General features: G+C 64.7%; 22 protein-coding genes. 6 read left to right on the top strand and 16 right to left on the bottom strand.

What is annotated here, in order from left to right; all coding sequences use genetic code 11:
- Position 1: 1 nt before the first annotated feature.
- Positions 2-2,239, bottom strand: a complete 2,238-nt coding sequence (locus tag QX071_RS30900) for a lytic transglycosylase domain-containing protein (RefSeq protein WP_315702990.1) — start codon at positions 2,237-2,239, stop codon at positions 2-4.
- A 265-nt stretch (positions 2,240-2,504) separates the two neighbouring features.
- Between QX071_RS30900 and QX071_RS30895 the strand changes: the two genes are divergently transcribed.
- Positions 2,505-3,158: a L,D-transpeptidase gene (locus QX071_RS30895; RefSeq protein WP_315702988.1), complete on the top strand. Its 654-nt coding sequence runs from the start codon at positions 2,505-2,507 to the stop codon at positions 3,156-3,158.
- 42 nt (positions 3,159-3,200) lie between these two features.
- Here the strand turns inward: QX071_RS30895 and QX071_RS30890 are convergent, their stop codons facing one another.
- The 13 genes from QX071_RS30890 to cysG form a co-directional block, all read right to left on the bottom strand.
- Positions 3,201-3,455: a SemiSWEET transporter gene (locus QX071_RS30890; protein WP_315702987.1), complete on the bottom strand. Its 255-nt coding sequence runs from the start codon at positions 3,453-3,455 to the stop codon at positions 3,201-3,203.
- Positions 3,456-3,720: 265 nt separating this feature from the next.
- Positions 3,721-4,512 carry a 3-hydroxybutyrate dehydrogenase gene (locus QX071_RS30885; RefSeq protein WP_315702986.1) on the bottom strand — a complete coding sequence of 264 codons (792 nt, stop codon included), beginning with the start codon at positions 4,510-4,512 and terminating at the stop codon, positions 3,721-3,723.
- 6 nt (positions 4,513-4,518) lie between these two features.
- On the bottom strand, positions 4,519-5,697 hold the full coding sequence (locus QX071_RS30880; protein WP_315702985.1) for a patatin-like phospholipase family protein: 1,179 nt from the start codon (positions 5,695-5,697) through the stop codon (positions 4,519-4,521).
- A 115-nt stretch (positions 5,698-5,812) separates the two neighbouring features.
- Complete coding sequence (locus QX071_RS30875; RefSeq protein ID WP_315702984.1) at positions 5,813-6,325, bottom strand: CAP domain-containing protein; 513 nt, start codon at positions 6,323-6,325, stop codon at positions 5,813-5,815.
- Positions 6,326-6,719: 394 nt separating this feature from the next.
- On the bottom strand, positions 6,720-7,754 hold the full coding sequence (locus tag QX071_RS30870) for a sulfate ABC transporter ATP-binding protein (RefSeq protein ID WP_315702983.1): 1,035 nt from the start codon (positions 7,752-7,754) through the stop codon (positions 6,720-6,722).
- Positions 7,744-8,652 (bottom strand): sulfate ABC transporter permease subunit CysW, encoded by a 909-nt coding sequence (gene cysW, locus QX071_RS30865; protein WP_315702982.1) that lies wholly within the window; start codon positions 8,650-8,652, stop codon positions 7,744-7,746. Before cysW ends, QX071_RS30870 begins: the two co-directional genes overlap by 11 nt.
- Positions 8,653-8,661: 9 nt before the next feature.
- A complete protein-coding gene (gene cysT / locus QX071_RS30860; RefSeq protein ID WP_315702981.1) occupies positions 8,662-9,498 on the bottom strand; it encodes a sulfate ABC transporter permease subunit CysT in 837 nt (278 codons plus the stop codon).
- 34 nt (positions 9,499-9,532) lie between these two features.
- Positions 9,533-10,522 (bottom strand): sulfate ABC transporter substrate-binding protein, encoded by a 990-nt coding sequence (locus QX071_RS30855; protein WP_315702980.1) that lies wholly within the window; start codon positions 10,520-10,522, stop codon positions 9,533-9,535.
- A gap of 139 nt (positions 10,523-10,661) precedes the next feature.
- Positions 10,662-11,387: a phosphoadenylyl-sulfate reductase gene (locus tag QX071_RS30850; protein WP_315702979.1), complete on the bottom strand. Its 726-nt coding sequence runs from the start codon at positions 11,385-11,387 to the stop codon at positions 10,662-10,664.
- A complete protein-coding gene (locus QX071_RS30845) occupies positions 11,384-11,902 on the bottom strand; it encodes a DUF934 domain-containing protein (RefSeq protein ID WP_315702978.1) in 519 nt (172 codons plus the stop codon). The genes QX071_RS30850 and QX071_RS30845 overlap by 4 nt, the downstream gene beginning before the upstream one ends.
- The gene (locus QX071_RS30840; RefSeq protein WP_315702977.1) at positions 11,889-13,544 is read right to left on the bottom strand and encodes a nitrite/sulfite reductase; all 1,656 of its coding nucleotides are present in this window, start codon (positions 13,542-13,544) and stop codon (positions 11,889-11,891) included. Before QX071_RS30840 ends, QX071_RS30845 begins: the two co-directional genes overlap by 14 nt.
- Positions 13,545-13,558: 14 nt before the next feature.
- Positions 13,559-13,882 (bottom strand): DUF2849 domain-containing protein, encoded by a 324-nt coding sequence (locus QX071_RS30835; RefSeq protein ID WP_315702976.1) that lies wholly within the window; start codon positions 13,880-13,882, stop codon positions 13,559-13,561.
- Positions 13,883-15,313 carry a siroheme synthase CysG gene (gene cysG, locus QX071_RS30830; protein WP_315728248.1) on the bottom strand — a complete coding sequence of 477 codons (1,431 nt, stop codon included), beginning with the start codon at positions 15,311-15,313 and terminating at the stop codon, positions 13,883-13,885. It abuts the gene before it with no gap.
- A 214-nt stretch (positions 15,314-15,527) separates the two neighbouring features.
- On the opposite strand from cysG, the gene cysD reads away from it, so the two are divergent.
- Both cysD and cysC read left to right on the top strand, forming a co-directional pair.
- Positions 15,528-16,352, top strand: coding sequence for a sulfate adenylyltransferase subunit CysD (cysD, locus tag QX071_RS30825; RefSeq protein WP_315728344.1), 825 nt, complete (start codon positions 15,528-15,530; stop codon positions 16,350-16,352).
- Positions 16,353-16,367: 15 nt separating this feature from the next.
- The gene (gene cysC, locus QX071_RS30820; protein ID WP_315728246.1) at positions 16,368-18,272 is read left to right on the top strand and encodes an adenylyl-sulfate kinase; all 1,905 of its coding nucleotides are present in this window, start codon (positions 16,368-16,370) and stop codon (positions 18,270-18,272) included.
- 165 nt (positions 18,273-18,437) lie between these two features.
- On the opposite strand, the gene QX071_RS30815 is transcribed toward cysC, so the two are convergent.
- On the bottom strand, positions 18,438-19,721 hold the full coding sequence (locus QX071_RS30815; RefSeq protein ID WP_315702973.1) for a cupin domain-containing protein: 1,284 nt from the start codon (positions 19,719-19,721) through the stop codon (positions 18,438-18,440).
- A 239-nt stretch (positions 19,722-19,960) separates the two neighbouring features.
- Here QX071_RS30815 and QX071_RS30810 point away from each other — a divergent pair, with 239 nt between their 5' ends.
- Positions 19,961-20,416 carry a TfoX/Sxy family protein gene (locus tag QX071_RS30810; RefSeq protein ID WP_315702972.1) on the top strand — a complete coding sequence of 152 codons (456 nt, stop codon included), beginning with the start codon at positions 19,961-19,963 and terminating at the stop codon, positions 20,414-20,416.
- 158 nt (positions 20,417-20,574) lie between these two features.
- On the top strand, positions 20,575-20,955 hold the full coding sequence (locus QX071_RS30805; protein WP_315702971.1) for a nuclear transport factor 2 family protein: 381 nt from the start codon (positions 20,575-20,577) through the stop codon (positions 20,953-20,955).
- A 68-nt stretch (positions 20,956-21,023) separates the two neighbouring features.
- On the opposite strand, the gene QX071_RS30800 is transcribed toward QX071_RS30805, so the two are convergent.
- Entirely contained in the window at positions 21,024-21,422 is a 399-nt protein-coding gene (locus tag QX071_RS30800) for a hypothetical protein (protein ID WP_315702970.1), read from the bottom strand.
- A 193-nt stretch (positions 21,423-21,615) separates the two neighbouring features.
- On the opposite strand from QX071_RS30800, the gene QX071_RS30795 reads away from it, so the two are divergent.
- Complete coding sequence (locus QX071_RS30795) at positions 21,616-22,080, top strand: hypothetical protein (protein WP_315702969.1); 465 nt, start codon at positions 21,616-21,618, stop codon at positions 22,078-22,080.
- Positions 22,081-23,331 lie beyond the last annotated feature (1,251 nt).

Below are 23,331 nucleotides of genomic sequence, written 5' to 3'. Positions count from 1 at the left end.
CTTACGGCGGCGGCAGCGCCTGCGCCGAGGAGACCATTCCCGAGCCAGCCGCGCGCGCCACCGTGCTCTGCTCCTGGTCGCGCTTTGCGACCTCGATGGCCTCGAACCGCGCGCGGTAGACCTGCACATTCTCGATCACGCGCTGGACGTAGTTGCGGGTTTCGGCAAACGGAATCCGCTCCACCCAGTCGACCGGATCGACGGCGGGATCGCGTGGATCGCCATGCTGCTTGACCCAGTCCTGCACGCGGCCGCGGCCGGCATTGTAGGCGGCGAAGGTCATGATGTGAGAGCCCTTGTATTCGCGGAGCAGCGCGCTCAGCTCGGCCGCCCCCATCTGGGTGTTGTAGACGGGATCCGACACCAGCCGGTCCCAGTCATAGCCGACGCCGAACCGCTTGGCCGTGTCGCGTCCGGCTTCCGGCGTCACCTGCATCAAGCCGACCGCGTTGGCCGACGAGCGGTCGCGCTGGTCGAATGCGCTCTCCGTGCGCGCCACCGAATAGATGACGCTGCTGTCGATGGCGAGGCCGATCGGCTTGTGCTCGGGGATCCCGATCGTCGGGAACGCGAAATGGTCCATCGCAAGTCCGCGCGCCAGGGCCGTCTTGCCGATCTGCAGCATCGCGCGCGCATCGTTGTGGCGGCCGGCCAGCGCGCCGAGCGCGACCAGCGCCGGGACATCCGTGCTCTGCTCCGCCAGATCGGTCACGAAGCTCAGCACGACGTTCTGCTCATTGAGCCTGTAGAGCATCTCGGCCGCGCGCACCCGCTCGTCCGCAGGCGCAGCATCGTCGTCCGGCCCGGCTTGCGGAGCGCGGAGCTCGACGCCGTCGAGCCCGAGCTTGGCCCGTGCGAGCTGGCCGTAATAGGCGGTGCTGTAGCGTGCCGCGGCTTGATAGGCCGCGGGCATGGCCTCGGCGTCGCCGATCGCTTCCGCCGCACGGCCCCGCCAGTAATTGGCGCGCGCCAGCACGATGGGATTGACCGATCCCTCGTCGACATGGGCGAAATGCGCGCGCGCCGTCTCGGGCTCGTTGAGGTAGCGCAGAGCGATCCAGCCGGCCAGGAAATGCCATTCGGCGCGGTAATACTCGTTCTGCGGAGGCGCGGCCTGGCGCGCGACCTGATAGGCCTCCTTGAACTGTCCGAGGTCGAGCAGCTTGCGCGCCAGCACACGGCGTGAGCGCCACCATTCATCCGTGTCCTGCAGCGCCATCGTCGCGCGCGGCGCCGTCAGCATCAGCTGCGTCGCATCGGCGATGCGGTCGTGGCGCATCAGCCACTGGATGCGACACAGCACATAACCGAGATCGCTACGCGCAGCCGCCGGCACGTCGTCGAGCAGGCCAGGCGCCTTCTTCTCGTCGCCCTTGACGGCAAGGCACGCCTTGACGATGGAGACCTCGTCGCCGCCAAGCCGATGGGCCGCGCGCATCGCTCCTGAAAAATCCTTTGCGCCGAGCCGCCGATCCATCCGCGCCCGGTGATCCTCGCTCGCGAGCAGCGCGCCGAAGCCCTCGATCACATCCGCTTCGGTGCGCTCGGAGAGATCCTCCGACTGCCAGACCTTGCGGACCCATCGTGCGGCCGCATCGGCATCGCCTTCGGCGAGAAGAACCCGCGCCAGCGCCAGGCGTCCCTTTGCGCTGGCCGGTCGATCGCCGATGAAATCGCGCACCGTCGCCGCGTCGCTCTTCTGCTGCCAAAGGCAGGCTTCGGCGCGCCGCCGCATCAGGCTGACATTCGGCCAGGCTGGATTGTCGCGGATGAAAGCCGCGTAGCGGCTGAAGTTCGCCATGGACTCCGAGTGCCGCAACATGAACCATTCGACGAGCTTGCGTGCAGCAGGATCCTCGATCGTCTTCGCGACGGCGCTCGCATCGCTCGTCTTGCCCTTGCGCGTCAGCTCGAAGACCGACTTGACCGCAGCGAGGTCTCCCGACAGCGGCGGGCTCGCAGGCGCTTCGGCAGCGGCGCTGACCGGCGCAGCCACGGCGGAACGGCTGGCTTCGCTGGGCTTGCGTTTGCGCTCCTGCTTAAGGGCAAGCTCGGGTCGATGTCGCGCGGCCGCTTTCGTGGCAGCCTTCTTCGCATGCGGCCTTTGCACGGAAGCGGGATGCTGTTGGGCTCCGTGCTGCCGCGGCCGAGCGAGCGCTTCGCTCGACAGCTCCGCGACCATGGCCAAGGCCGCGACAAAGCTCAGGACACAGGCCAGCAACCAACGCAATGGGTTCATGCTCTGATCCCCCGCGAACCGGCCGGCAGGCTCGCGGGAGTGACGCCCCCGCCGGCAGGGTTTGCACGAACGCTATCATGCCGGCGGCCCGCGACTGTCGCATGGCCGCAACACTTGGCTGCGAAAGCGCGAAGTTCCACGATCACGCAACCGTGGATATATTAGTCTTGATTTAGGCACGATTGAGACAGCAAATGGTCGGGTCGCAAGAGTGCCGCCGATGCTGCGTGGACTTCGGAAAGTAGGCACGAGGGGAGAACGGGCGATGTCGAGATCGGGGCTGGCATTTGCGCTGGCAGGGTTGTTGCTGCTTGGCGGCTGCATGCAGGCGACGCTGTCGCCGTCCTCGGAAGCCAATTTCACGCCGCGCGACCGCCAGCTTCTGGCAAATCCGCCCTATGCGGAAGCCAAGATCCCCGAGCAGTTCCAGCGCCACATCGTCGACTCTGACCGCAAGGAGCCCCCGGGCACGATCCTGGTCGATACCGACGCGCGCTATCTCTATTACTTCCTGCCCGACGGTAAGGCGATCCGCTACGGCGTGGCGGTCGGCGAGGAAGCGATGGCCTTTTCCGGCACGGCGACGGTGGGCAAGATGGCGGAATGGCCGGATTGGGTTCCCACGGCCGATATCCAGGCCCGGCTCGGGCCGTATCCGAAACGGGTTCCCGGCGGCCCCGCCAACCCGCTCGGCGCGCGCGCCATCTATCTGTATCAGGGCAACAAGGACACGCTGTACCGGATCCACGGCACCAATCAGCCGGAATATATCGGCCAGGCGATCTCCTCCGGCTGCATCCGCATGACCAATACCGACGTGGCCGACCTCTACAACCGGGTGAAGGAGGGCTCCACCGTGGTGGTGCTGCCGCCCGGGGCCAGCACCACCAGCAGCCTGTTCGGCGGCCACCGCATCTGATCGGTGGCGCCCTCGCGGGTTCAAGCTTGAAGACCCGTCGCGTCAGCCATAGCGCAGCTTCAGCGCCAGGATGGTCGCGACCAGGCCCAGCGTGATCAGGTTGGCGACCACCAGCGGCAGGTCGCCGATCAGCGCGCCATAGAGCAGCCACATCGAATTGCCGGTGGTCTGCAGGATGAACATCCCGACCGAGATGTCATGGGTCGAGCGCGTGCGCCACGCCTTCACCACCTGCGGCAGGAATGAGCTCGTGGTGCAGATCGCTGCCAGAAGGCCGATGAGGGTGACGATGAGCAAGGCCGAATCCTGTTCGCGTTTCTTCCGACGCTTGTAGGACGGGTGGAGCGAAAGCGAAACCTATCATCGAGAGGATCGGTTGGTTTCGCCTCCACCTTTCACTGAGATGCTTCCGCCGACAAATCGCTCCCCCTCTTCCGTCATTGCGAGGAGCGAAGCGACGAAGCAATCCTGATTCTTACGTCAAGCCTGGATTGCTTCGCTTCGCTCGCAATGACGTGACGGCTGAGGTCGCCCCCGAAGGATGGCCGAACGTTTGCTCGCCCTACTCCGCGGTCCAGCCGCCGTCGATCGAGAGGTTGCTGCCGGTGATCTGCGCGGCATCGTCGCTGCACAGGAACAGCGCCAGCGCCGCGACCTGCTCGACCGTGACGAACTGCTTGGTCGGCTGGGCGTCGAGCAGCACATCGTTGATGACCTGCTCGCGGGTGAGATTGCGCGCCTTCATCGTATCGGGAATCTGCTTCTCGACCAGCGGCGTCCAGACATACCCTGGCGAGATGCAGTTGCAGGTGATCTTGTGGGTGGCGAGCTCCAGCGCCACGGTCTTGGTGAGGCCGGCGATGCCGTGCTTGGCCGAGACATAAGCCGATTTGAACGGCGAGGCGACCAGCGAGTGCGCTGACGCGGTGTTGATGATGCGGCCCCAGCCCCGCTTCTTCATGAGCGGTACCGCGGCGCGGATGCCGTAGAACGCGGAGGAGAGATTGATCGCGATGATCGTCTCCCACTTCTCCGGCGGAAACTCTTCGACCGGCGAGACGAACTGGATGCCGGCATTGTTGACGAGGATGTCGACCGAGCCGAAGCTCCTCTCACCGAGCGCAACCATCTCGGCGATCTCGGCCGGCTTGGTCATGTCGGCCGGCGAATGAACCGCCTTGACCTTGAACTCGCTCTCGATCGCGCTGCGTTCCTTCTCGATATCGGCGGGCGCGCCGAAGCCGTTCAGCACGACATTGGCGCCGGCGCTGGCAAAGGCCCGCGCATAGGCCAGCCCGATGCCGCTGGTCGAGCCGGTCACCACGGCCGTCTTGCCCGCGAGATTCGTCGTCATGTCGCTTCACTCCTTTTTGCTGGCAGCTAGATCGCCGTCATGCGTGAGATCGTAAGTGACCATGGTCTCGCCGGATTGCGGCCGCTCCAGCCACTCCTTGTGGCGCATCGACTGATGGACGTCGCGCACGCCGGCCTCCCAATGCTCGAGCATGGCGACATGGGAGAAATCGTAATCCTTCGACGAGGTCTCGTAGTTCTTGCTGCGGTAGATCAGGTGCACGACGGTGACGGTGTTCTCCTTCGCCGCCTGGCAGAGCAGCTCGAACGAGGGATCGTTCTTCAGATAATCCGGCAGCTTGGCATAGAGATCGCGCAGCGCTCTGCGCGTGTTGTGGATCATCCGGTTCTTATCGGTGTTCATCCGGGTGCGGCTGGAATAGCGGATATCCTTTTCGCGCTCGGCCGCATCCAAGAGCGTCTTCGGCAGGTCGCCGCGCGCGCTGAACAGATCGGCCTGGAAGATCAGAAGATCGCGATCGGTCTCGGCGTCCAGCACGTAGTCGAGCGGCGTATTGGAGGCGATGCCGCCATCCCAATAATATTCGCCCTCGATCTCGATCGCCGGAAAGCCCGGCGGCAGCGCGCCGGAGGCCATGATGTGCTCCGGCCCGATCAGCTTGCCGCGCTTCCTGAATTCGAAATTGTCGAAATAGACGAAATTGCCCGTGGTGATGCCGACCGCACCGACCGACAGCCTCGTCTTCAGATCGTTGATGCGATCGAAATCGACCAGCCGCTCCAGCGTCTTCTTCAGCGGCGCGGTGTCGTAATAGCTGATCTGCTCCGGGCGATTGGCCGGCCAGAGCTGCACCGGCGGGATGCGCGGGGTGAAGAAGCCCGGCACGCCGAAAGTCGCGATCAGTGCCGCGCTGGCTTCGTTGAACACCGAACGGTGGCGGTCGCCGTTGAGCAGCGGCTTCCACGGCACCGGCGCGGAGACCAGCTGCCAGAACTCCTTCAGCCGCTCGATGCGCTTGTCGCGCTCGTTGCCGGCGATGATCGCCGCATTCACCGCGCCGATCGAGATGCCGGCGATCCATTCCGGCTCGAAATCGAAGTGGCACAGCGCCTGATAGGCGCCGGCCTGGTAGGAACCCAGCGCGCCGCCGCCCTGGAGCACCAGGACACGTTGCGCTTCGGAGGGGGTGGCCGGCGGCGCCGGGAGACAATGATCGGTCGTCATTATCGTCCAAATATCAAAATGCACCGCAGCGTGGCGTCACTTCACAGTGACGTCAATCCCGCCCGCTCGGCAGACCGGGTTCGCCGATGCCGTCACGGAGCGGCCTACACGTCCTTTACGACGGCTGTTTGGTGTCGGGCGCGGCCAGGATCATGGTCCAGAACACCTTGTATTTGGTATTCGGCGCATAGCTCGCGGCAATGCCTATTTTTGTGACACCGCTCTTCAGCATATTGGCCCGATGCGGCGGCGAGTCGCGCCAGCCGGAAAAGGCCTCCGCCAGCGTATGGTAGCCGGCCGAGACGTTCTCGACCGCGACGGTCGCCTGGTAGCCGGCGCCGGTCAGACGCTTCGCCAATGGCGCGCGGACGTCATGATCGAGCTTGTTCTTCTCGGCCATGACCTGGGACTGGGATTCGGCGAGCCGCATCAGTTCCGGATCGACCTCGACCGCGGAAAGCCCGTTGTTCTGGCGATATTGCGAGATCATGGTCGCGGCAGCCGCAGCGTCCAGCCGGGCGCCGGCGGCGGCCATGTCGAGATACATCGACGGCGTCTGCACGACCGGGGTCTCGGCCGCGCAGCCTGCAAGCAGGAGCGCAATGAAGAATGCAGCAGCCAAACGCATCAATGAACCAATCCCTATCCCGACACGAGAGGCGGGTTGTTGCACATCAACCGTGGCTGAAAGGTGAATCGGCGGTAAGTTCCATCAGGACAATTAGAACCATTTCCAGAGCCATTTCGGCCGGCAACGCTTCGTCAACCATACGGCTGGCGCGGTCAAGCGTGTTGGGATGAAGTCGATCTGAAGAATTCGGTGTCGTCCCGGCCTTGCACTGGGACCCATACTCCGCGGCGACAACGGGCTCTCGGGAGTATGGGCCCCGGATCGGCGCCCAACAACGCTGCGCGTTGCCGGGCTTGTCCGGGGCGACACCCGTCTTGTTGGGAGCAGTCTCCAATCGCGCGCTACGCGATGAGAGCTCGAGCTCTACGTGCATCGGCGGGTGCACACACCGTCACGCCGCAAAGATCCGATACCGCCGCGGCTTCAGCCCGACCAACTCGCCGACCTTCAGCTCGCGGTCGCGCGGCGCATCGATCTCGATCGTCGCGCCCTCGTTCAGCGCGATCTCGGCACGCTGGACCGGGCCGAAGCTGCGCACATGGGTGACGGCGCCATGCAAGGCGCCGCTGCCGGCTGGCCCGATCTGCATATCGTGGCGGCGGACGAACAGGGTCGAGGCGCCCTGCGCCGCCCCATCGGCGGCGATGTCCAGCGGTCGGCCGTTGAGATTGACGTGGCCCCCGCTGATGTCCACCGGCAGCGCGATGGATTCGCCGATAAAGCCATGCACGAACGCGGTGGCAGGACTGTCGTAGACGTCCGTGGGGGAACCGACCTGCTCGATCCGCCCCTTGTCCATCACCACCACGCGATGCGCGACCTCCAGCGCCTCCTCCTGGTCGTGGGTGACGAAGATCGAGGTGACGTTGATCTCATGATGCAGCGAGCGCAGCCACTTCCGCAGCTCCTTGCGCACCTTGGCATCGAGAGCGCCGAAGGGTTCGTCGAGCAGGAGAATGCGCGGCTCGATCGCGAGTGCGCGCGCCAGCGCGATCCGCTGACGCTGGCCGCCCGACAGCTGGTTCGGATAGCGGTCCGCCAACCAGTCCAGCTGGACGAGGTCCAGCAATTCCTTGACCCGGCGGCGGATCTCGACCTCGCTCTTGCGAATCCTGCGCGGCTGCACCCGCAGGCCGAACGCCACGTTCTCGAACACCGTCATGTGCCGGAACAGCGCGTAGTGCTGAAACACGAAGCCGACATGGCGTTCGCCGGCACCGCGCTCCAGCGCATTCTCGCCATCGAACAGGATCTCGCCGGAGTCGGGCCATTCGAGACCGGCGATGATCCGCAGCAGCGTCGTCTTGCCGGAGCCGGACGGGCCGAGCAAGGCGAGCAGCTCGCCATCGGCGACCTTCAGATCGACGCCATCGAGCGCCCTGAACGTGCCGAACGTCTTGACGACGCCTCTCGCTTCAATGGTCACGCGGCGCCTCCCCGTCCAGTTGACGTTCAAGAATGGTCTTGGCGACCAGCGTGATCAGCGCGAGCATCGCCAGCAGCGAAGCGATCGCGAACGAGGCCACCATTTGATATTCGTTGTAAAGGATCTCGACCAGCAGCGGCATCGTATTGGTCTCGCCGCGAATATGGCCCGAGACGACCGATACGGCGCCGAACTCGCCCATCGCGCGCGCGTTGCAGAGCAGCACGCCATACAGCACGCCCCATTTGATGTTCGGCAAGGTGACGCGGAAGAAGGTCTGCAGGCCCGAGGCGCCGAGCGAGATCGCGGCCTCCTCTTCCTGGGTGCCCTGCTCCTGCATCAGCGGGATCAGCGCTCGCGCGACGAACGGAAAGGTGACGAAGACCGTGGCGAGCGCAATGCCGGGAAAGGCGAACAGGATCTGCAGATGATGCGCCTGCAGCCACGGGCCGAAGAAGCCTTGGGCGCCGAACAGGAGCACGAAGACGAGGCCCGAGATCACCGGACTGACCGAGAACGGCAGGTCGATCAGCGTAATCAGAACTGTCTTGCCGGGAAATTCGAACTTGGCGATCGCCCAGGCCGCCGCGAGGCCGCAGACCAGATTGGTTCCGACCGAGACCAGCGCCACCAGCAGGGTCAGCCGGATCGCGGACCAGGCCTCGGGGTCCGCGAGGGCAGCGATATAGGCGCGCATGCCCTTGGCGAACGCCTCCGCGAATACCACCACCAGCGGCAGCACCACGAAAATCGAGAGGAAGGCGATGGCGAGCGTCGTGATGACAATGCGGATCGCCCGCGGCTCGGTGCACGGGTCGCGGCGGGCGGCGTGCAATGCACGCACGCCTTGCGCTGGGGATGTCAGGCCCGTCTGTTGCAAGCTGATCTCGATGCTCATGGCGCGCCCCTAATTTACCGGTGCCCGGCTCTGCGTCCAGCGCTGCAGCCGGTTCACCGCAAGGATGATCAGGAAGGCGACCACGAGCATGACCACGGCGATGGCCGTGGCATCGGCATAACGGAATTCAGACAGCCGGATCACGATCAGGAGCGGCGCGATCTCGGACACGTTCGGCAGGTTGCCGGCGATGAAGATCACCGAGCCATATTCCCCGACGGCGCGGGCAAAGGCCAGCGCAAAGCCGGTCAACAGCGCCGGCGTCAGGCTGGGCAGGATCACCTTGGTGACGATGTGCCAACGGCTGGCGCCGAGGCTCGCCGCAGCCTCTTCGATCTCGGGATCGAGATCGATCAGCACCGGCTGCACCGTGCGCACGACGAAGGGGATGCCGATGAAGATCATGGCAACGAAGATGCCGAGCGGCGTGAACGCGACCTTGATGCCGAGCGCTGCCAGCGGCGCGCCGAGCCAGCCCTTCTGCGCAAACAACGAGGTCAGCGCCACGCCCGCCACCGCGGTGGGCAAGGCGAACGGCACGTCGACGATGGCGTCGAACAGCCGGCGGCCCGGAAAGCGATAACGCACCAACGCCCAGACGACGATCGTCCCCATGACCAGATTGACGCAAGCCGCGGCGAAAGCGAGCCCGAAGGAGACGCGCAGCGCGCTCAAGGTGCGGCGGCTGGTCACGATGCCCCAGAACTGTTCCAGGCTGAGGTCGGTCGAACGAATGAACAAACCAGCGAGCGGGATCAGGACGATGAGCGACAGCCAGGTCAGCGTCAGTCCCATGGTGAGACCGAAGCCCGGCAAGGTGCTGCGTCGTGGTGAAAGCGCGTTCAAGAAGCCACCAGGCTAAAGTTCCCTCGTCTCCCGATCAGTTCTTATAGATCTGATCGAACATGCCACCTTCCGCGAAGTGGTCTTTCTGCGCCTTGGTCCAGCCGCCGAACAATTCGTCGATGGTGAACAGCTCGACCTTGGCGAACTCATTCTCGTGCTGCTTGGCCACCTCCGGATCGCGCGGACGATAGGAATTGCGTGCGGCGATTTCCTGGCCTTCCTTCGTATACCAGTATTTCAGATAGGCTTCAGCGACTCCACGGGTGCCTTTCTTGTCGGCCACCTTGTCGACCACGGCAACCGGCGGCTCCGCCAGGACCGAGACCGAAGGGGCCACGATCTCGAACTTGTCCTTGCCGAACTCCTTGAGCGCCAGATAGGCCTCGTTCTCCCAGGCAAGCAGCACGTCACCGACCCCGCGCTCAACGAAGGTCACGGTGGCGCCGCGCGCGCCGGTGTCGAGCACCGGCACATGCTGGTACAGGTCGGCGACGAACTGCTTGGCCTTGTCGGCCGAGCCGTATTTCTTCAGCGCATAGCCCCAGGCCGCCAAGTAGTTCCAGCGCGCTCCACCCGAGGTCTTCGGATTGGGCGTGATGATTTCGACGCCCTTTTTCAGGAGGTCGTCCCAATCCTTGATCCCTTTCGGATTGCCCTTGCGAACCAGGAACACGATGGTCGAGGTGTAGGGCGACGAATTCTGCGGCAAGCGCTTCTGCCAGTCAGGCGCGATCAGGCCTTTGCCGGCAATCGCATCGATGTCGTAGGCGAGCGCGAGCGTGACGACATCGGCCTGGAGCCCATCGATGACGCTGCGCGCCTGCGCGCCCGAGCCGCCGTGCGACTGCTTGATCTCGACGCTCTTGCCGGTCTCTTTCTGATAGGCCGCAGCGAACGCCTTGTTGAACTCGACATAGAGCTCGCGGGTCGGATCGTAGGAGACATTGAGGAGCGTGATGTCGGCCGCGGAGGCCGAGCCCGCCCAGACCAAAGCCGCAACAACAGCGAGAAGATGCCGCATCATCCAAGCTCTCCATTCCTACTACGATGGCCCAACTGGGCCGGCTACGCCACGTGCGAGCGCGTGGCGCAAGAGGCCGGATGTCGCGGCGCATGTCAACGAAACCGGATTTCCTTGTTGCCGTTCCGGCAGCGCGGTTGTGCTACGAACTAGTGACGGTGTGGATGCCGCATTCGGTCTTGGGTCGGCCGCGCCAACGCCCGGCCCGCGCATCCTCATCCGCCGACGTGCGGCTGGTGCATGGCATGCAGCCGACCGAACGGAATCCGGAGGCGACCAGCGGATGCGGCGGCAGCCTGGCCTCGGCATAGATCGAAGCGACCTCGTCCTGCGAGATATTGGCGAACGGATTGAACTTCAGCCGGCCGCCATCCTGTTCAACGACGGACATCGTCGCACGCACCCCACCCTGGAAGCGCTTGCGGCCATTGATCCAGGCATCGAAAGGCTTGAGCGCCCGTGCCAGCGGCTCGACCTTGCGGATGCGGCAACAGGCGTCGGGATCGGAGAACCACAGATCGTTGTCGGCATCCTGGCGCGCCAGGGCCTCGGCATCGGGCTTGATCGAGCGCACGTCGCGGAGGCCAAGACGCTCGATCAGCGTATCGCGATAGGCGAGCGTTTCCGCGAACAGATGTCCGGTGTCGAGGAAGACGACGGGGATCGCCGGATCGACGTCCGCCACGACCTTCAATAGCGCCGCCGACTCCGTGCCGAACGACGAGACCACCGCAAGCCGCTCGCGCCCCACCAGGTCGAGCGCGGCCGCGATCACCTCGCGCGGCGCAGCCGTGCGAAGCGCGGCGTCGAGCTTGCTTGCCGACGGCGCATCATCGGCGATCCGGTCAGGCGCGACATGGGCGTTCATAGGCCGGCGCTCTCCGAATGGCGCAGCTGCATGCGCTGATGCAGCGCGGACAGGCGGCCGTCGCCGGTCGGCTGATAGAACACCGAATAGCGCTTCACCGTCTCGGTGAAGGCCTCGGCATCCGCCTGCTTCTTGACTTCGAACGCATCGAAGCCGGCGCGCAGCATGAACACGAACTGATCGCGCAGCACCTGCCCCGTCGCGCGCAGCTCGCCGCGATAGGCATAACGCTCGCGCAGCAGCCGCGCCTGGCTGTAAGCGCGTCCGTCGCGGAAGGTCGGAAACACGAGCGCGATCACCGCCAGGCGGCCGAGATAGGGCACGAGATCGTCGACGTCGCGGTTGTTCGGCCAGAGCACGCCGAGCTTGCCGGCTGCGCGGGTCAGCAGGCCCTCGGGATCGCTGAGAAAACGCTTCGCCGTCACCAGCAGCGCGCCCTGCTCCGGCAGAGCCGCGTCGTCGGCCACATGGGCGAACGCATCACTGACGATTTTTCCGCCCTTAACGAGTGGCATAGACCCGCTCCCTGAATGGTTCGACGCCGAGCCGCTTCACCGTGTCGACGAACAGTTCGTCCGGATGTGCGCGCAGCGCCAGATAAGCTTCCACGATATCCTCGATCACATCGGCCACCTCGCCATAAGGCACGGCGGGTCCGATCAAGGTGCCGAGCACGGCCCCCTCGTCGGCACGGCCGCCGATCGTGATCTGATAGAACTCCTCGCCGTTCTTATCGACGCCGAGAATGCCGATATGGCCGACATGGTGATGGCCGCAGGCATTGATGCAGCCGGAGATGTTGATGTGCAGCCGGCCGATCAGGTTGGCGGTCTCATGATTGGCGAAGCGCCGGGTCAGTTCCTGCGCGATCGGGATCGAGCGCGCATTGGCGAGCGAGCAGTAGTCCAGCCCCGGGCAGGCGATGATGTCGGAGACCAGGTTGACGTTGGGGATCGCGAGCCCGACCTTGTCGAGCGCCTTCCACAGCGCCGGCAGATCGCGTTTCCGGACATGCGGCAGCGCCAGGTTCTGCTCATGGCCGACGCGGATCTCGCCGAACGAATATGTGTCGGCGATCTCGGCCAGCGCATCCATCTGCTCGGCGGTGGCGTCGCCCGGAGGGCCGCCGACCGGCTTCAGCGAGATGGTGACGATGGCATAGCCCTGCACCTTGTGCGGAAACACCGAGTTCTTGCGCCAGGCCTCGAATTTCTGGTCATGCGCGGCCTGCTTCAGCTCGTCCGGCATGTGCGGCAGGCTCTCATAGGCCGGGTAGAAGAAGCGGGAGCGGATGTCCTCGATGATGTCGTCGTCGAGTTTCAGCACGCCGTCGCGGATCTGCTGCCACTCCTCCTCGACCTCGGCTGCGAATTTCTCGACGCCGAGCTCATGCACCAGGATCTTGATGCGCGCCTTGTATATGTTGTCGCGGCGGCCGTACTGGTTGTAGACGCGCAGGATCGCCTCGAGATAGCTCAGGATGTCGTGGCCATGGACGAATGGCTTGACGGTCTTGGCGATGAAGGGCGAGCGGCCGAGGCCGCCGCCGACCATCACCTCGAAGCCGGTCTCGCCTTGCGCATTCTTGATCAGCTTCAAGCCGACGTCGTGGATCTTGATCGCGGCACGATCATGCTCGGAGGCCGTGATCGCGATCTTGAACTTGCGCGGCAGGAACGAGAATTCCGGATGCAGCGTGGTGAACTGGCGCAAGAGCTCGGCCCAGACGCGGGGGTCCTCGACCTCGCCGGGCGCCACGCCCGCCCACTGGTCGGCGGTGACGTTGCGCAGATTGTTGCCCGAGGTCTGCATCGACTGGATGCCGACTTCGGCGAGATCGGCCATCGCATCCGGCAGCTCGGCGAGCTTGATCCAGTTGAACTGGATGTTCTGACGCGTCGTGAAATGGCCATAGCCGCGGTCGTAGCGCCGCGCCACATAAGCGAGCCGCCGCAGCTGGTTCGACGCCAGCGTGCCGTAGGGAATGGCGATGCGGTACATATAGGCGTGCAGCTGCAGATAGACGCCGTTCTGCAGCCGCAGCATCTTGAACTCGTCCTCGGTGAGCTCGCCCGAGAGGCGGCGCCTCACCTGATCGCGGAATTCCGCGACGCGCTCATTGACCAGCGTGCGGTCGATTTCGTCGTAAGCATACATGCGAAAGAAACCTCTTAGACCTGGGCGGCCTGCGCCGGGAGCGTGATGGTGGCGCCCTTCAGGCGGATATGTTCGCGCAGATTGCCGGGTTTGATCGCGCCGTCGTCCTCGATCTCGACCGGGGCGATATAGGGACCGACCGCGCCAACGTCATCGGCGACGGCTTCGACGAGCAGCGCGCGCGCATCATTGACGGTGCGGACGATCGCAGCCTTGGCAAGATCGGTCGACCACTCCTTCGACGCGGTCCGCCAGATCACGGCGCCGTCAGAGGTCCGGTTCGCGGTGACCACCGACGGGCCGGCGATCTTGATCTTCTGTTCGAGCGGAGATGTCATTCAGGCAGGTTCCAGGATGTGCGCGATGACGCGGCTGAGGTTTTGCTGACGCCATGGCGCGGAATGCGCGACCACGTCGCCGATGATGAGGATGGCGGGGCCGCCATCGATCTTGCGAATGAGATCCGGCAATTGCCCGAGCGTGCCGACAGCAGCCTGGGCATCGGGCCGCGTCACCTTGGCGAACACGCCGACCGGCGTCTCCGGCGAGCGCCCCGCCGCAAGCAGCCCGGCGCACACCGAGGGCGCCGCGGTCATGCCCATATAGACCACGACGGTCATTTCGGTGTCGGTCAGCGCCGACCAATCGACGGCTTCGGCGTCGCGGGTCTTGTGCGCGGTGAGGAAGGTGATGCGGCGCGCCTTCTCGCGGAAGGTCAGCGGCACCTCGAAATGCGCGGCAGCCCCTAGCCCTGCGGTGATGCCGGGCACGATCGTGTAGGACACGCCGGCGGCGCGCAGCGCATCGACCTCTTCGCCGCCGCGGCCGAACACATAGGCATCGCCGCCCTTCAAGCGGACCGCGCGCTTGCCCGCGCGCGCCGCCTCGATCAATAGCTTGTTGACGGCGGCCTGGCCGATGCCGGGCTTGCCGATGCGGCGGCCGACCGGCACGCGCGCGGCGTCGCGGCGGATGCGGTCCAGGATTTCCGGCGTGACCAGTTCGTCATAGTAGACGACATCGGCGTCCTGCAGCGCGCGGAGCGCCTTGATGGTGAGAAGGTCGGGATCGCCCGGCCCCGCACCGACCAGCGTGACATGACCTTGGCCGCGGCCGGCCTCATCGGCGCCGGCGTAAGCTGCGGGATCGCCGATGCCATGCAGCGCGGCTTCAGCCTCCGCCTTGCGGCCGCTCAGCACCAACGCGCCGATCGGGCCATCGACGACGCGCTCCCAGAACCGACGGCGCAGCGGCATCTCGCCGATGCGCGCATTGATCGTCCTTCTGAACTCACCGATGAAGGTGGCGAGATCGCCGATCCGCGCCGGCAGCACCGCCTCGATGGTCTCGCGCATCCGCCGCGCCACCACCGGCGAGGCGCCGCCGGTGCCGATCGCCACCACCACATCGCCGCGATCGACGATCGCCGGAAAGATGAAGGTCGATTGCGCGAGGTCATCCATCACGTTGACGGGCAAGCCAAGCGTCTTCGCACGCAGCGCCATCGCCACGCCGACATCGCCGGCGCCGGCGCAGAACACGGCGATGGCGCCCGCAAGCTCCGCCTCGAGCGGATCGCCGCTGGCGAATTCGATCTGCTTGTCAGGATCGCGCAGGCCGCCGAGATCATGCGCACCGTCGGTCGAGAACCAGCTGATCCGCGCGCCGGCCGCCAGCAGCACCCGCAGCTTGGCATGCGCCAGCTCCCCCGCGCCGACGAGCAGCACGGGGCCGGTCTTCAGATCGAGAAACACCGGCAGATATTGCATTGCGTCCTAGCGTTTCGACTCTTCGGGGTTGACTGGAATTTTTTCCTATATAAGTGTCCGGCACCGGCGGTAAAGAGAAAAATATTTTTCACTCCTTTCCGCGTCGGCCATAGAATTTTCGTCTCGGTAGGCCAGGACTCGCAGCATGCACGTTCTCGACAACGATTTCGCAAAAGACAAGCTGGCCGCCTCAGAGGTCATTCAAGCATCTTCCATGCCGCGCATTCTCGAAACGGCGCCGAGCATGGACCATCTCGACGCGCTCGAAGCGCAGAGCATCTACATTCTCCGCGAGGCGTTTGCACGGCTGAAAAAGCTGGCGCTGCTGTGGTCGCTCGGCAAGGACTCCAACGTGATGATCTGGCTGGCGCGCAAGGCCTTCTTCGGCCGGGTGCCGTTCCCCTGCCTGCACGTCGATACGGGCAAGAAATTCCCGGAGATGTACGCGTTCCGCGACACTTACGCCAAGGAATGGGGGCTCGATCTCAAACTGGAGCCTTGCCCCCCGATCGAGGCGGTCGATCCGACGCTGCCGCCGGCGGCACGTTCTGCCGCACGCAAGACCGAAGGCCTGAAACTCGCGCTGGCCAAATACGGCTTCGACGGGCTGATCGCCGGCATCCGCCGCGACGAGGAGGCAACGCGCGCCAAGGAGCGCGTGTTCTCGCCGCGCGGGGCCGAGGGCCATTGGGACGTGCGCGACCAGCCGCCGGAGTTCTGGGACCATTTCAACGCCTCGCCGCCGCCGGGCGCGCATTTGCGCATCCATCCGATCCTGCATTGGACCGAGGCCGACATCTGGGCCTACACGGCGCGGGAGAACATCCCGATCATCCCGCTCTATCTGGCCAAAAACGGCAAGCGCTATCGCTCGCTCGGTGATCAGGACATCACGTTTCCGGTCGCCTCCACCGCCACGAGCATTCCGGAGATCCTGGTCGAACTGGAAAACACCAAGGTGCCGGAGCGTGCCGGCCGCGCGCTCGACCACGAGACCGAAGACGCCTTCGAGCGGCTGCGCGTCGCCGGCTATCTGTGATCGGGGGCTGAAATCATGAACATGATGGTCTCCGCCACGCCGAACGGCACCACGCGCCCGCAAGTGCGCATCGTCATCGTCGGCCATGTCGATCACGGCAAGTCCACCCTGGTCGGCCGGCTCTTGCATGAGACCGGCAGCCTGCCCGAAGGCAAGCTGGAGATGCTGAAGGCCGTCAGCGCCCGGCGCGGCATGCCGTTCGAGTGGTCGTTCCTGCTCGATGCGCTGCAGACCGAGCGCGACCAGGGCATCACCATCGACACCACGCAGATCCGCTTCCGCACCAATGCGCGCGATGTCGTGCTGATCGACGCGCCCGGCCATGCCGAGTTCCTGCGCAACATGATCACCGGCGCCTCGCAGGCCGACGGCGCGGTGCTGATCATCGATGCGCTGGAAGGCGTGCGCGACCAGACCCGCCGCCACGGCTATCTGTTGCACCTGCTCGGCGTCCGCCAGGTCGCCGTGGTCGTCAACAAGATGGACCGCGTGGATTTCTCGGCCGCTCGCTTCAACGAGATCAAGGACGAGATCTCGGCGCATCTGTCCGGCCTCGGCGTCAAGCCCGCGGCGGTGATTCCGATCTCCGCGCGCGACGGCGACGGCGTCGCAGTGAGGACCTCGCGCATCGGCTGGTACAAGGGCCCGACCGTGGTCGAGGCGCTCGATGCGCTGGAGCCGGCGCGGCCGCTGGAAAGCCTGGCCCTGCGCCTGCCGGTGCAGGCGATCTACAAATTCGACGACCGCCGCATCGTCGCCGGGCGCATTGAGTCCGGCCAGCTGCAGGCCGGCGACGAGATCGTGATCATGCCGGCCGGCAAGATCGCCAAGATCCGCACCGTCGAAGGCTGGCCGGCGACGCCGCTGACCGGGCCGCAGGGTGCCGGACGTTCGGTCGGCGTCACGCTCGACCGCGAGCTGTTCATCGAACGCGGCGACGTCATCGCTCATGTCGGCAAGGAGCCGCAGGCGACGCGGCGGCTGCACGCACGAATCTTCTGGCTGCACGATGCGCCCCTCAAGAAGGGCGATGGCATCGTGGTGCGGCTCGGCACCCGGGAGACGCGCGCGAGCGTGGTCGCGATCGAGAAGGCGATCGATCCCGGCGCGCTGGCGAGCGAGGAGACCGCCGCGATCGCGCGCAACCATGTCGGCGAGATCGAGATCGCGCTGGCGCAGCCGGTCGCGGCCGATCCCACCGCCGAGAATCCGCGCACCGGACGATTGGTGATCGAGGTCAATGGCCGCATCGCCGGCGGTGGTCTCGTGCTGTCGGCGGATGCTGCCAAGCGCGCGGCCCCCGTCGACATCGTGCCGGTGGAATCGGCGCTGCAACCGCAGGAGCGCGCCGAGCGTCACCGCCACAAGGGCGCGGTGGTCTGGCTCACGGGCCTGCCCGGTGCCGGCAAATCGACCCTGGCGCGCGCGCTGGAGCGGCGCCTGTTCACCCGCGGCGGCGCGCCGATCCTGCTCGACGGCGATACGCTGCGCGCCGGCCTCAACAAGGATCTCGGCTTCACGCCGGAGGATCGCGCGGAAAACATCCGCCGCCTCGCCGAGGTCGCGACCCACCTGGCGCGCAACGGCCACATCGCGATCGTGGCTGCGGTGTCGCCCGCGCGCGAGGACCGCTCCGCGGCCCGCCGCGTCGCCGGCGATCTGTTCCGCGAGGTCTATGTCGCCACGCCTGCCGAGGTGTGCGAAAGCCGCGACCCCAAGGGCCATTACGCCAAGGCGCGCGCCGGCGCGCTCAAAGGCTTCACCGGCATCGGCAACGACTACGAGCCGCCGACGGACGCCGAACTCGTGCTCGACACCTCGACCCGCTCTGTGGTCGAGGCCACTGACGCCATCGAACGGCTGCTGGCGGCGACCAGCGTGCTGTTCGACGACATCGCGGATCTCGCCGCGAATATTTGATGTGTGATTTCAATCGCCCGTAACGCCCTCCGCCGTCATCGCCCGCGAAAGCGGGCGATCCAGTATTCCAGAGGCGCTCATGCTCGACCGAGAAGCCGCGGCGTACTGGATGCCCCGCCTTCGCGGGGCATGACGGCGCCAGCTTAGCGATAGCAAAATCGAACCTCATCCCGGAACGATTGCCGTATTGGCTTTCGGGATCGCCTGCAGCGTCTCCGGCGAAATGCCGAGATGCTGCGTGACCAGCTCGGGCGGAATGTGCGTGAGCCACTGGTTCAGCGAGATATCCTGATAGTGCGAGGTCTTGAACATCTCGAGAAACACCAGATCGGTGTCGCCGGTGTTTTCGATGTAATGCCCGAGCGTCTGCGGGATGTAGCCGACGTCGCCGGGATTGAAGTCGGCGGTGCGGGCCTCGGCGCGATTGAAGAACACCGTCATGCGGCCTTTGCCCGCGATGTAGTACTGCCATTCGTTGGCGTTCGGATGCCAATGAAGCTCGCGCATGCCGCCCGGCTTCACGGTGACATGCGCCATCGCGATGTTCTGTGACGCCGCGAAGTTCGTGGAATCGACGATCCGCACCTCGCCGCTGCGGTCGGACTTCTGCGGCTGCATCCGCATCATCCGGAAATCGAAGGTCTGCGTGCTGCGCTGCCCGGAATTGATCGCGGCGCTGCGGTCCTGCTCCAAGCCGCCGGGAACGGCGGCCTGGAAGATGTAGCGGCCTTCCTGGGGAATGGTCTTGAACGAGGCCAGCGCGCTCTCGGGCACGCTCCAATTCTTCGCGACGACATCGGGCGGCGTATGGATCATCCAGTCCGACAGCAGCGTGGTGTTGTCCTCGGAGAACTTGCCGTCATCGAACACCAGCAGAAATTCGCAGCCGTCGGGACCAAGCCCCTGCAGCGAGTGCGGCACCCCGGTCGGGAAGTACCAGAGATCGCCCGCGCTCACGTCATCCACGAAGGTGCCGCCGTCGACATCGACCGCCGTGATGCGGCAATTGCCATACAGCATGATCGCCCATTCATCGGCCTCGTGCCAGTGCAGCTCGCGGATGCCGCCGGCAGTCAGGCGCATGTTGACGCCGGCAATGTCCTTGGAGATCGGGAAATCATTGACGTTCACCTGTCGCGACCAGCCGCCGTCCTGGATGCGCCGGTGCATCATCGAGAACGAGCTCCAGAAGGTCGGCGGCAGCGCGTGATCGGTCGGGGGCGGCGAAACGCTGTTCGGGAAGAGCTGCTGCAGGGTGCGGTTCTGCGGCCCCGGATCGCTGGCGCTGCGCTGCTGCTCCGAGCCTTGCGCATTGACCTGCGCCACGGCGCGCTCACTGGCCAGCGCGCCGGCCACCGCGGCGGTCGAAGCGCCGAGGAAGTTACGCCGCGAGAACAGATGCTTGAGCGCCGAGCGGGCGCTCAAGACAGAAAAGGGCTGAGAGGACATGGGAACGTCTCCACTTCCGGCCCTGCTTGAACAGCGCGAGCGGGGGAACGTTCCTGCAATGTCTTGCCAAGCGTCTTCAAATCTTCGGGGATTTGCAGCGTGCGTCGGACGAAACACGCTTGAGCGGGCGCTCTGGCGACAATCGGACGGCCCATCGTGCGGCCGATCTGAGCTGGCTATTCTCAATTGATCGAATTCACGAAAAGGAGAAAGATCGAGCAGCATGAGATGGTCCCGCCATGAGAGAGACCGTGATGGTCGCAAGCGCCAGCTTTTCGGAGTTCCTGCGCGAACAATTCGCTACCCTCGGGCCGCTCACGTTTCGCCGCATGTTCGGCAAGACAGGCGTCTTCTGCGACGGCGTCATGCTGGCTATGGTGACCGAAGATACCCTCTACTTCCGGGTGGACGAGAGCAACAAGCCGATCTTCGAGGAGGCAGCGGCGTTCCCGCCGCTCAACTATAGCAAGGGCGGACGCAGCATCGACCTGGCCTTTTGGCGCGCACCGGAACGGCTGTTCGATGAGCCTGACGAATTCGTGGTGTGGGCGCGCGCGGCGCTCGCGGCAGCGCATCGTGTCGCGGCACGACGAGTGCCGGACGCCACGGCGAAAGACGTTTGCCAAGGCCGCAGGCGCAAGGGCGACAAGCGGCAAGGGCTCAAACCCCGGCGGGTCAACACACATGGTTCGTAGGTGGGTAAAGGCGCGAAGCGCCGTGCCCACCGTACCGAGTTCGACAACAAGGATGGTGGGCACGCTTCGCTTTGCCCACCCTACGTGCTTACGGGACAAGCGGCTGTAGGCCGATAGCCGTTGTTTCAGAGAAGCTCGAAACAGAGCGGGAGCGTGAGATGGATGATCGAACCATGCGAGCAGCGCTCGCGCGTCATTGGGACGCTTCGGACGCGAGCGATTTCGAGACCGAACATGAAATTTACCACGACGATGCCGTGCTGGATTATCCGCAATCGGGCGAGCGCATCCGTGGCCGGCGTAATATCCAGGAGAGCCGAACCGTCCAGCCGAACAAGAAGCATTTCAAGGTCCGACGCATGATCGGCGACGGCAATCTCTGGGTCACCGAGTTTGTCCTCACCTATGACGGCAGGCCGTCCTACACGATCAGCATCATGGAATTCCGCGACGGACTGGTGGCCCACGAAACGCAATATTTCGCCGACCCGTTCGAGCCCGCGACCTCGCGCGCGCATCTCGTTGAGCGGCAGACATAGGTTCGTAGGGTGAGCAAAGGCGCGGAACGCCGTGGCACGCTTCGCTTTGCCCACCCTACGAGACTGGTTCAAATCGAACCATTCAGCCCGACGGACAGATAGCCCTCGATATCAGGCCCGGCCGGGTTTGCCAGCACGTGATCAAGCCACGCCTGCCGCTCGAACGCCTGGACCGCCAGCTCCCAGACGCAGGGACCGTAATGCTCTGCGCTGACATCGGTGAAACGGGTCGGATCGGCAAGCGGCGCTCGGAAGTGATGGTGGCGCAGGATGTCACAATCTTCCCAGCGGTCGATCAGCAGCCACACGCCGGCTTGACCGACATGGATGATGAGGAAGCCAATATTCGTGTCCACGTCGGTTTCGGGCAACTCCCGAAGGACCGACGCGCTCGTGTCCCAGGCGGCTTCATTAATATCCGCAAAAGGTGATGCGGCATCGCTGGCTCTGATCACGTTGATCTTCACGCGCCATCTTCCGCAGGTCCGCGCTCCCAGAAACCAGCATGAGCGCGATCGATACTGGTAATCCGCCAGGCGTTGAAGATGCGGCATTACGCTTACTCCATCCTACGTACCCGAGGCATCCAAGACCACTTCCACGCGCGTTTATGGCCGGTATATTAACATGCATTGGCGGGATCGGATGCGGACATAGCCGATGTGGAAGGCGCTTTGGAAGAAGTGGACCATCGATAAGCCTGCCCTCTTTGGGGACTGGCTATGGGATGTTTTCGTCGTACAGCTCGCCGCCTTCTTGGATCGGCTGACGCTAAGGCGGATCGTCGCTTTCATCCCGGTCCTCATTCTGATTTTGGCTTACTATCACAGGATCCCGATTCCGCCCGAACTGATGCTGGTCGGCGATATCCTGGCCTATATCGACGTCTTTTCGGTCCTGCTCCTGCTCGGCATCCTGAGCCGTGTCACCACGATCTTGTTCGTCATCAGGCAGGCGACCGCACGGATCGCGAGATTGACGCAGAGTTTAACCGCAACCGTCGGACGGCTGGATATCCGGCATCGGCGCGAGCACGGCACGAGATCTCGGCAACGTTTGCCTGATCGCGCCAGCAATGACAGCGATGACGGACCAATCATGACGGATGGTCTCGCTTGGGCCTAGTTCGTAGGGTGGACAAAGGCGCGCAGCGCCGTACCCACGCCTTCAACCTGGACGAAGACGCTGGGCACGCTTCCTGCGTTACAAGCGCGAGACATGGCCTGCTTCACCGTCACCCGAAGCGATGCGCCGGCATCGAACCCGGAATGACGGCGATTTTGACGCAGTAAGACTAATTTCGGCTGCAACATCAACGCATCATTGGTTCCAGCCCCTTACGCAAGATATTTCTATTTCTTTTTTTCAGAAATTATGCATATACTCCGCCATCCCGCCTCGATGAGAGGGGCGCTTCGCGATCGTCACGAAACGTTGGGCGCGGGATGCGGTGGGCGCATCGGGTTGCAGCATGGTTCATTCCATGCCGACGAACGATCCGATGCGCACGGCGAAGTCGTGTGGTCCTGGCATCCCGGTGCTGGTGTCAAATCCGCGGCAAGCGACGAGCGCGCGGATGACGGGGGCAATCAAGCCGGTCCCCGGGGAGATCACGTATAAGCCGTAAAGCCATCGCGCAGGGAAGGCCGGTTGTCCGGCTCGTACCTGTGGTGACTGCCGCCTGCATTCTTTTCTGCAGGCGGGCCATGGGTGTGAGCCAACACCCGGCCTTCCCTGCGCCCTCCATCTTCGAGAGGGCGGATCGTTCACAAAGCTCGGACGCGAAACGCGTCGCGGGAACGCGGACGCTTATCCCGATAAGCTGTTTGAGACGTTGAGTAGAACGATGCCAAGCGCGCACTGCCACCCTCCCCTGGAGGGGGAGGGTCGCCTCGCAACGCGCGAAGCGAGATGTGAGGCGGGGTGGGGTGATCTCTCCACGTCCGCAGCCAGTAGTGAATTCACCCCACCCCGTCGCACCTCGCTGCGCGGCGCGCGCCGATCCTCCCTCTCCAGGGGAGGGTGGAAGCTGGCCATCCGCGCTGTGCCGGGGCCACCAAGACGTGGATGGCCGGCCACACACTCGACCGGCGATCCAGTATTGCAGAGACAATTGTGACCCTACCGAGAAGCCGCGGCTTGCTGGATCCCCGCATTCGCGGGGATGACACCGTTTCTGACGCTTCTTCTGACGCTTCCGAAAATGGCAAGCATGACGATGCCTGGACCCGACCGAGCGCGCGGCCAACGGTAAAAGGCGCGGCCGGCCTGAAGGCGAGACCCGGAGCAGGTCATGGCGGCCGCGGCATATGGCCCCTTCGCCCTGCCCCCCTTCCGCTTGCCCGGCTTTGACGCTAAATGGCGTCCCGAGCCGCA

It is taken from the genome of Bradyrhizobium sp. SZCCHNS1022, assembly GCF_032484835.1.
GTDB lineage: Bacteria > Pseudomonadota > Alphaproteobacteria > Rhizobiales > Xanthobacteraceae > Bradyrhizobium.
Note: the sequence above shows the minus strand (reverse complement) of the source record. Positions and strands in the feature narration are given on the sequence as shown.

What these genes read in the sequence shown, in the direction of transcription:
- QX071_RS30900 (WP_315702990.1), bottom strand. Translation starts at nt 2,239, where the DNA reads ATGAACCCATTGCGTTGGTTGCTGGCCTGTGTCCTGAGCTTTGTCGCG.
- QX071_RS30895 (WP_315702988.1), top strand. Translation starts at nt 2,505, where the DNA reads ATGTCGAGATCGGGGCTGGCATTTGCGCTGGCAGGGTTGTTGCTGCTT.
- QX071_RS30885 (WP_315702986.1), bottom strand. Translation starts at nt 4,512, where the DNA reads ATGACGACGAATCTCGCGGGCAAGACGGCCGTGGTGACCGGCTCGACC.
- QX071_RS30880 (WP_315702985.1), bottom strand. Translation starts at nt 5,697, where the DNA reads ATGACGACCGATCATTGTCTCCCGGCGCCGCCGGCCACCCCCTCCGAA.
- QX071_RS30875 (WP_315702984.1), bottom strand. Translation starts at nt 6,325, where the DNA reads ATGCGTTTGGCTGCTGCATTCTTCATTGCGCTCCTGCTTGCAGGCTGC.
- cysW (WP_315702982.1), bottom strand. Translation starts at nt 8,652, where the DNA reads ATGAGCATCGAGATCAGCTTGCAACAGACGGGCCTGACATCCCCAGCG.
- QX071_RS30855 (WP_315702980.1), bottom strand. Translation starts at nt 10,522, where the DNA reads ATGATGCGGCATCTTCTCGCTGTTGTTGCGGCTTTGGTCTGGGCGGGC.
- QX071_RS30850 (WP_315702979.1), bottom strand. Translation starts at nt 11,387, where the DNA reads ATGAACGCCCATGTCGCGCCTGACCGGATCGCCGATGATGCGCCGTCG.
- QX071_RS30845 (WP_315702978.1), bottom strand. Translation starts at nt 11,902, where the DNA reads ATGCCACTCGTTAAGGGCGGAAAAATCGTCAGTGATGCGTTCGCCCAT.
- QX071_RS30840 (WP_315702977.1), bottom strand. Translation starts at nt 13,544, where the DNA reads ATGTATGCTTACGACGAAATCGACCGCACGCTGGTCAATGAGCGCGTC.
- QX071_RS30835 (WP_315702976.1), bottom strand. Translation starts at nt 13,882, where the DNA reads ATGACATCTCCGCTCGAACAGAAGATCAAGATCGCCGGCCCGTCGGTG.
- cysG (WP_315728248.1), bottom strand. Translation starts at nt 15,313, where the DNA reads ATGCAATATCTGCCGGTGTTTCTCGATCTGAAGACCGGCCCCGTGCTG.
- cysD (WP_315728344.1), top strand. Translation starts at nt 15,528, where the DNA reads ATGCCGCGCATTCTCGAAACGGCGCCGAGCATGGACCATCTCGACGCG.
- cysC (WP_315728246.1), top strand. Translation starts at nt 16,368, where the DNA reads ATGAACATGATGGTCTCCGCCACGCCGAACGGCACCACGCGCCCGCAA.
- QX071_RS30815 (WP_315702973.1), bottom strand. Translation starts at nt 19,721, where the DNA reads ATGTCCTCTCAGCCCTTTTCTGTCTTGAGCGCCCGCTCGGCGCTCAAG.
- QX071_RS30810 (WP_315702972.1), top strand. Translation starts at nt 19,961, where the DNA reads ATGAGAGAGACCGTGATGGTCGCAAGCGCCAGCTTTTCGGAGTTCCTG.
- QX071_RS30805 (WP_315702971.1), top strand. Translation starts at nt 20,575, where the DNA reads ATGGATGATCGAACCATGCGAGCAGCGCTCGCGCGTCATTGGGACGCT.
- QX071_RS30795 (WP_315702969.1), top strand. Translation starts at nt 21,616, where the DNA reads ATGTGGAAGGCGCTTTGGAAGAAGTGGACCATCGATAAGCCTGCCCTC.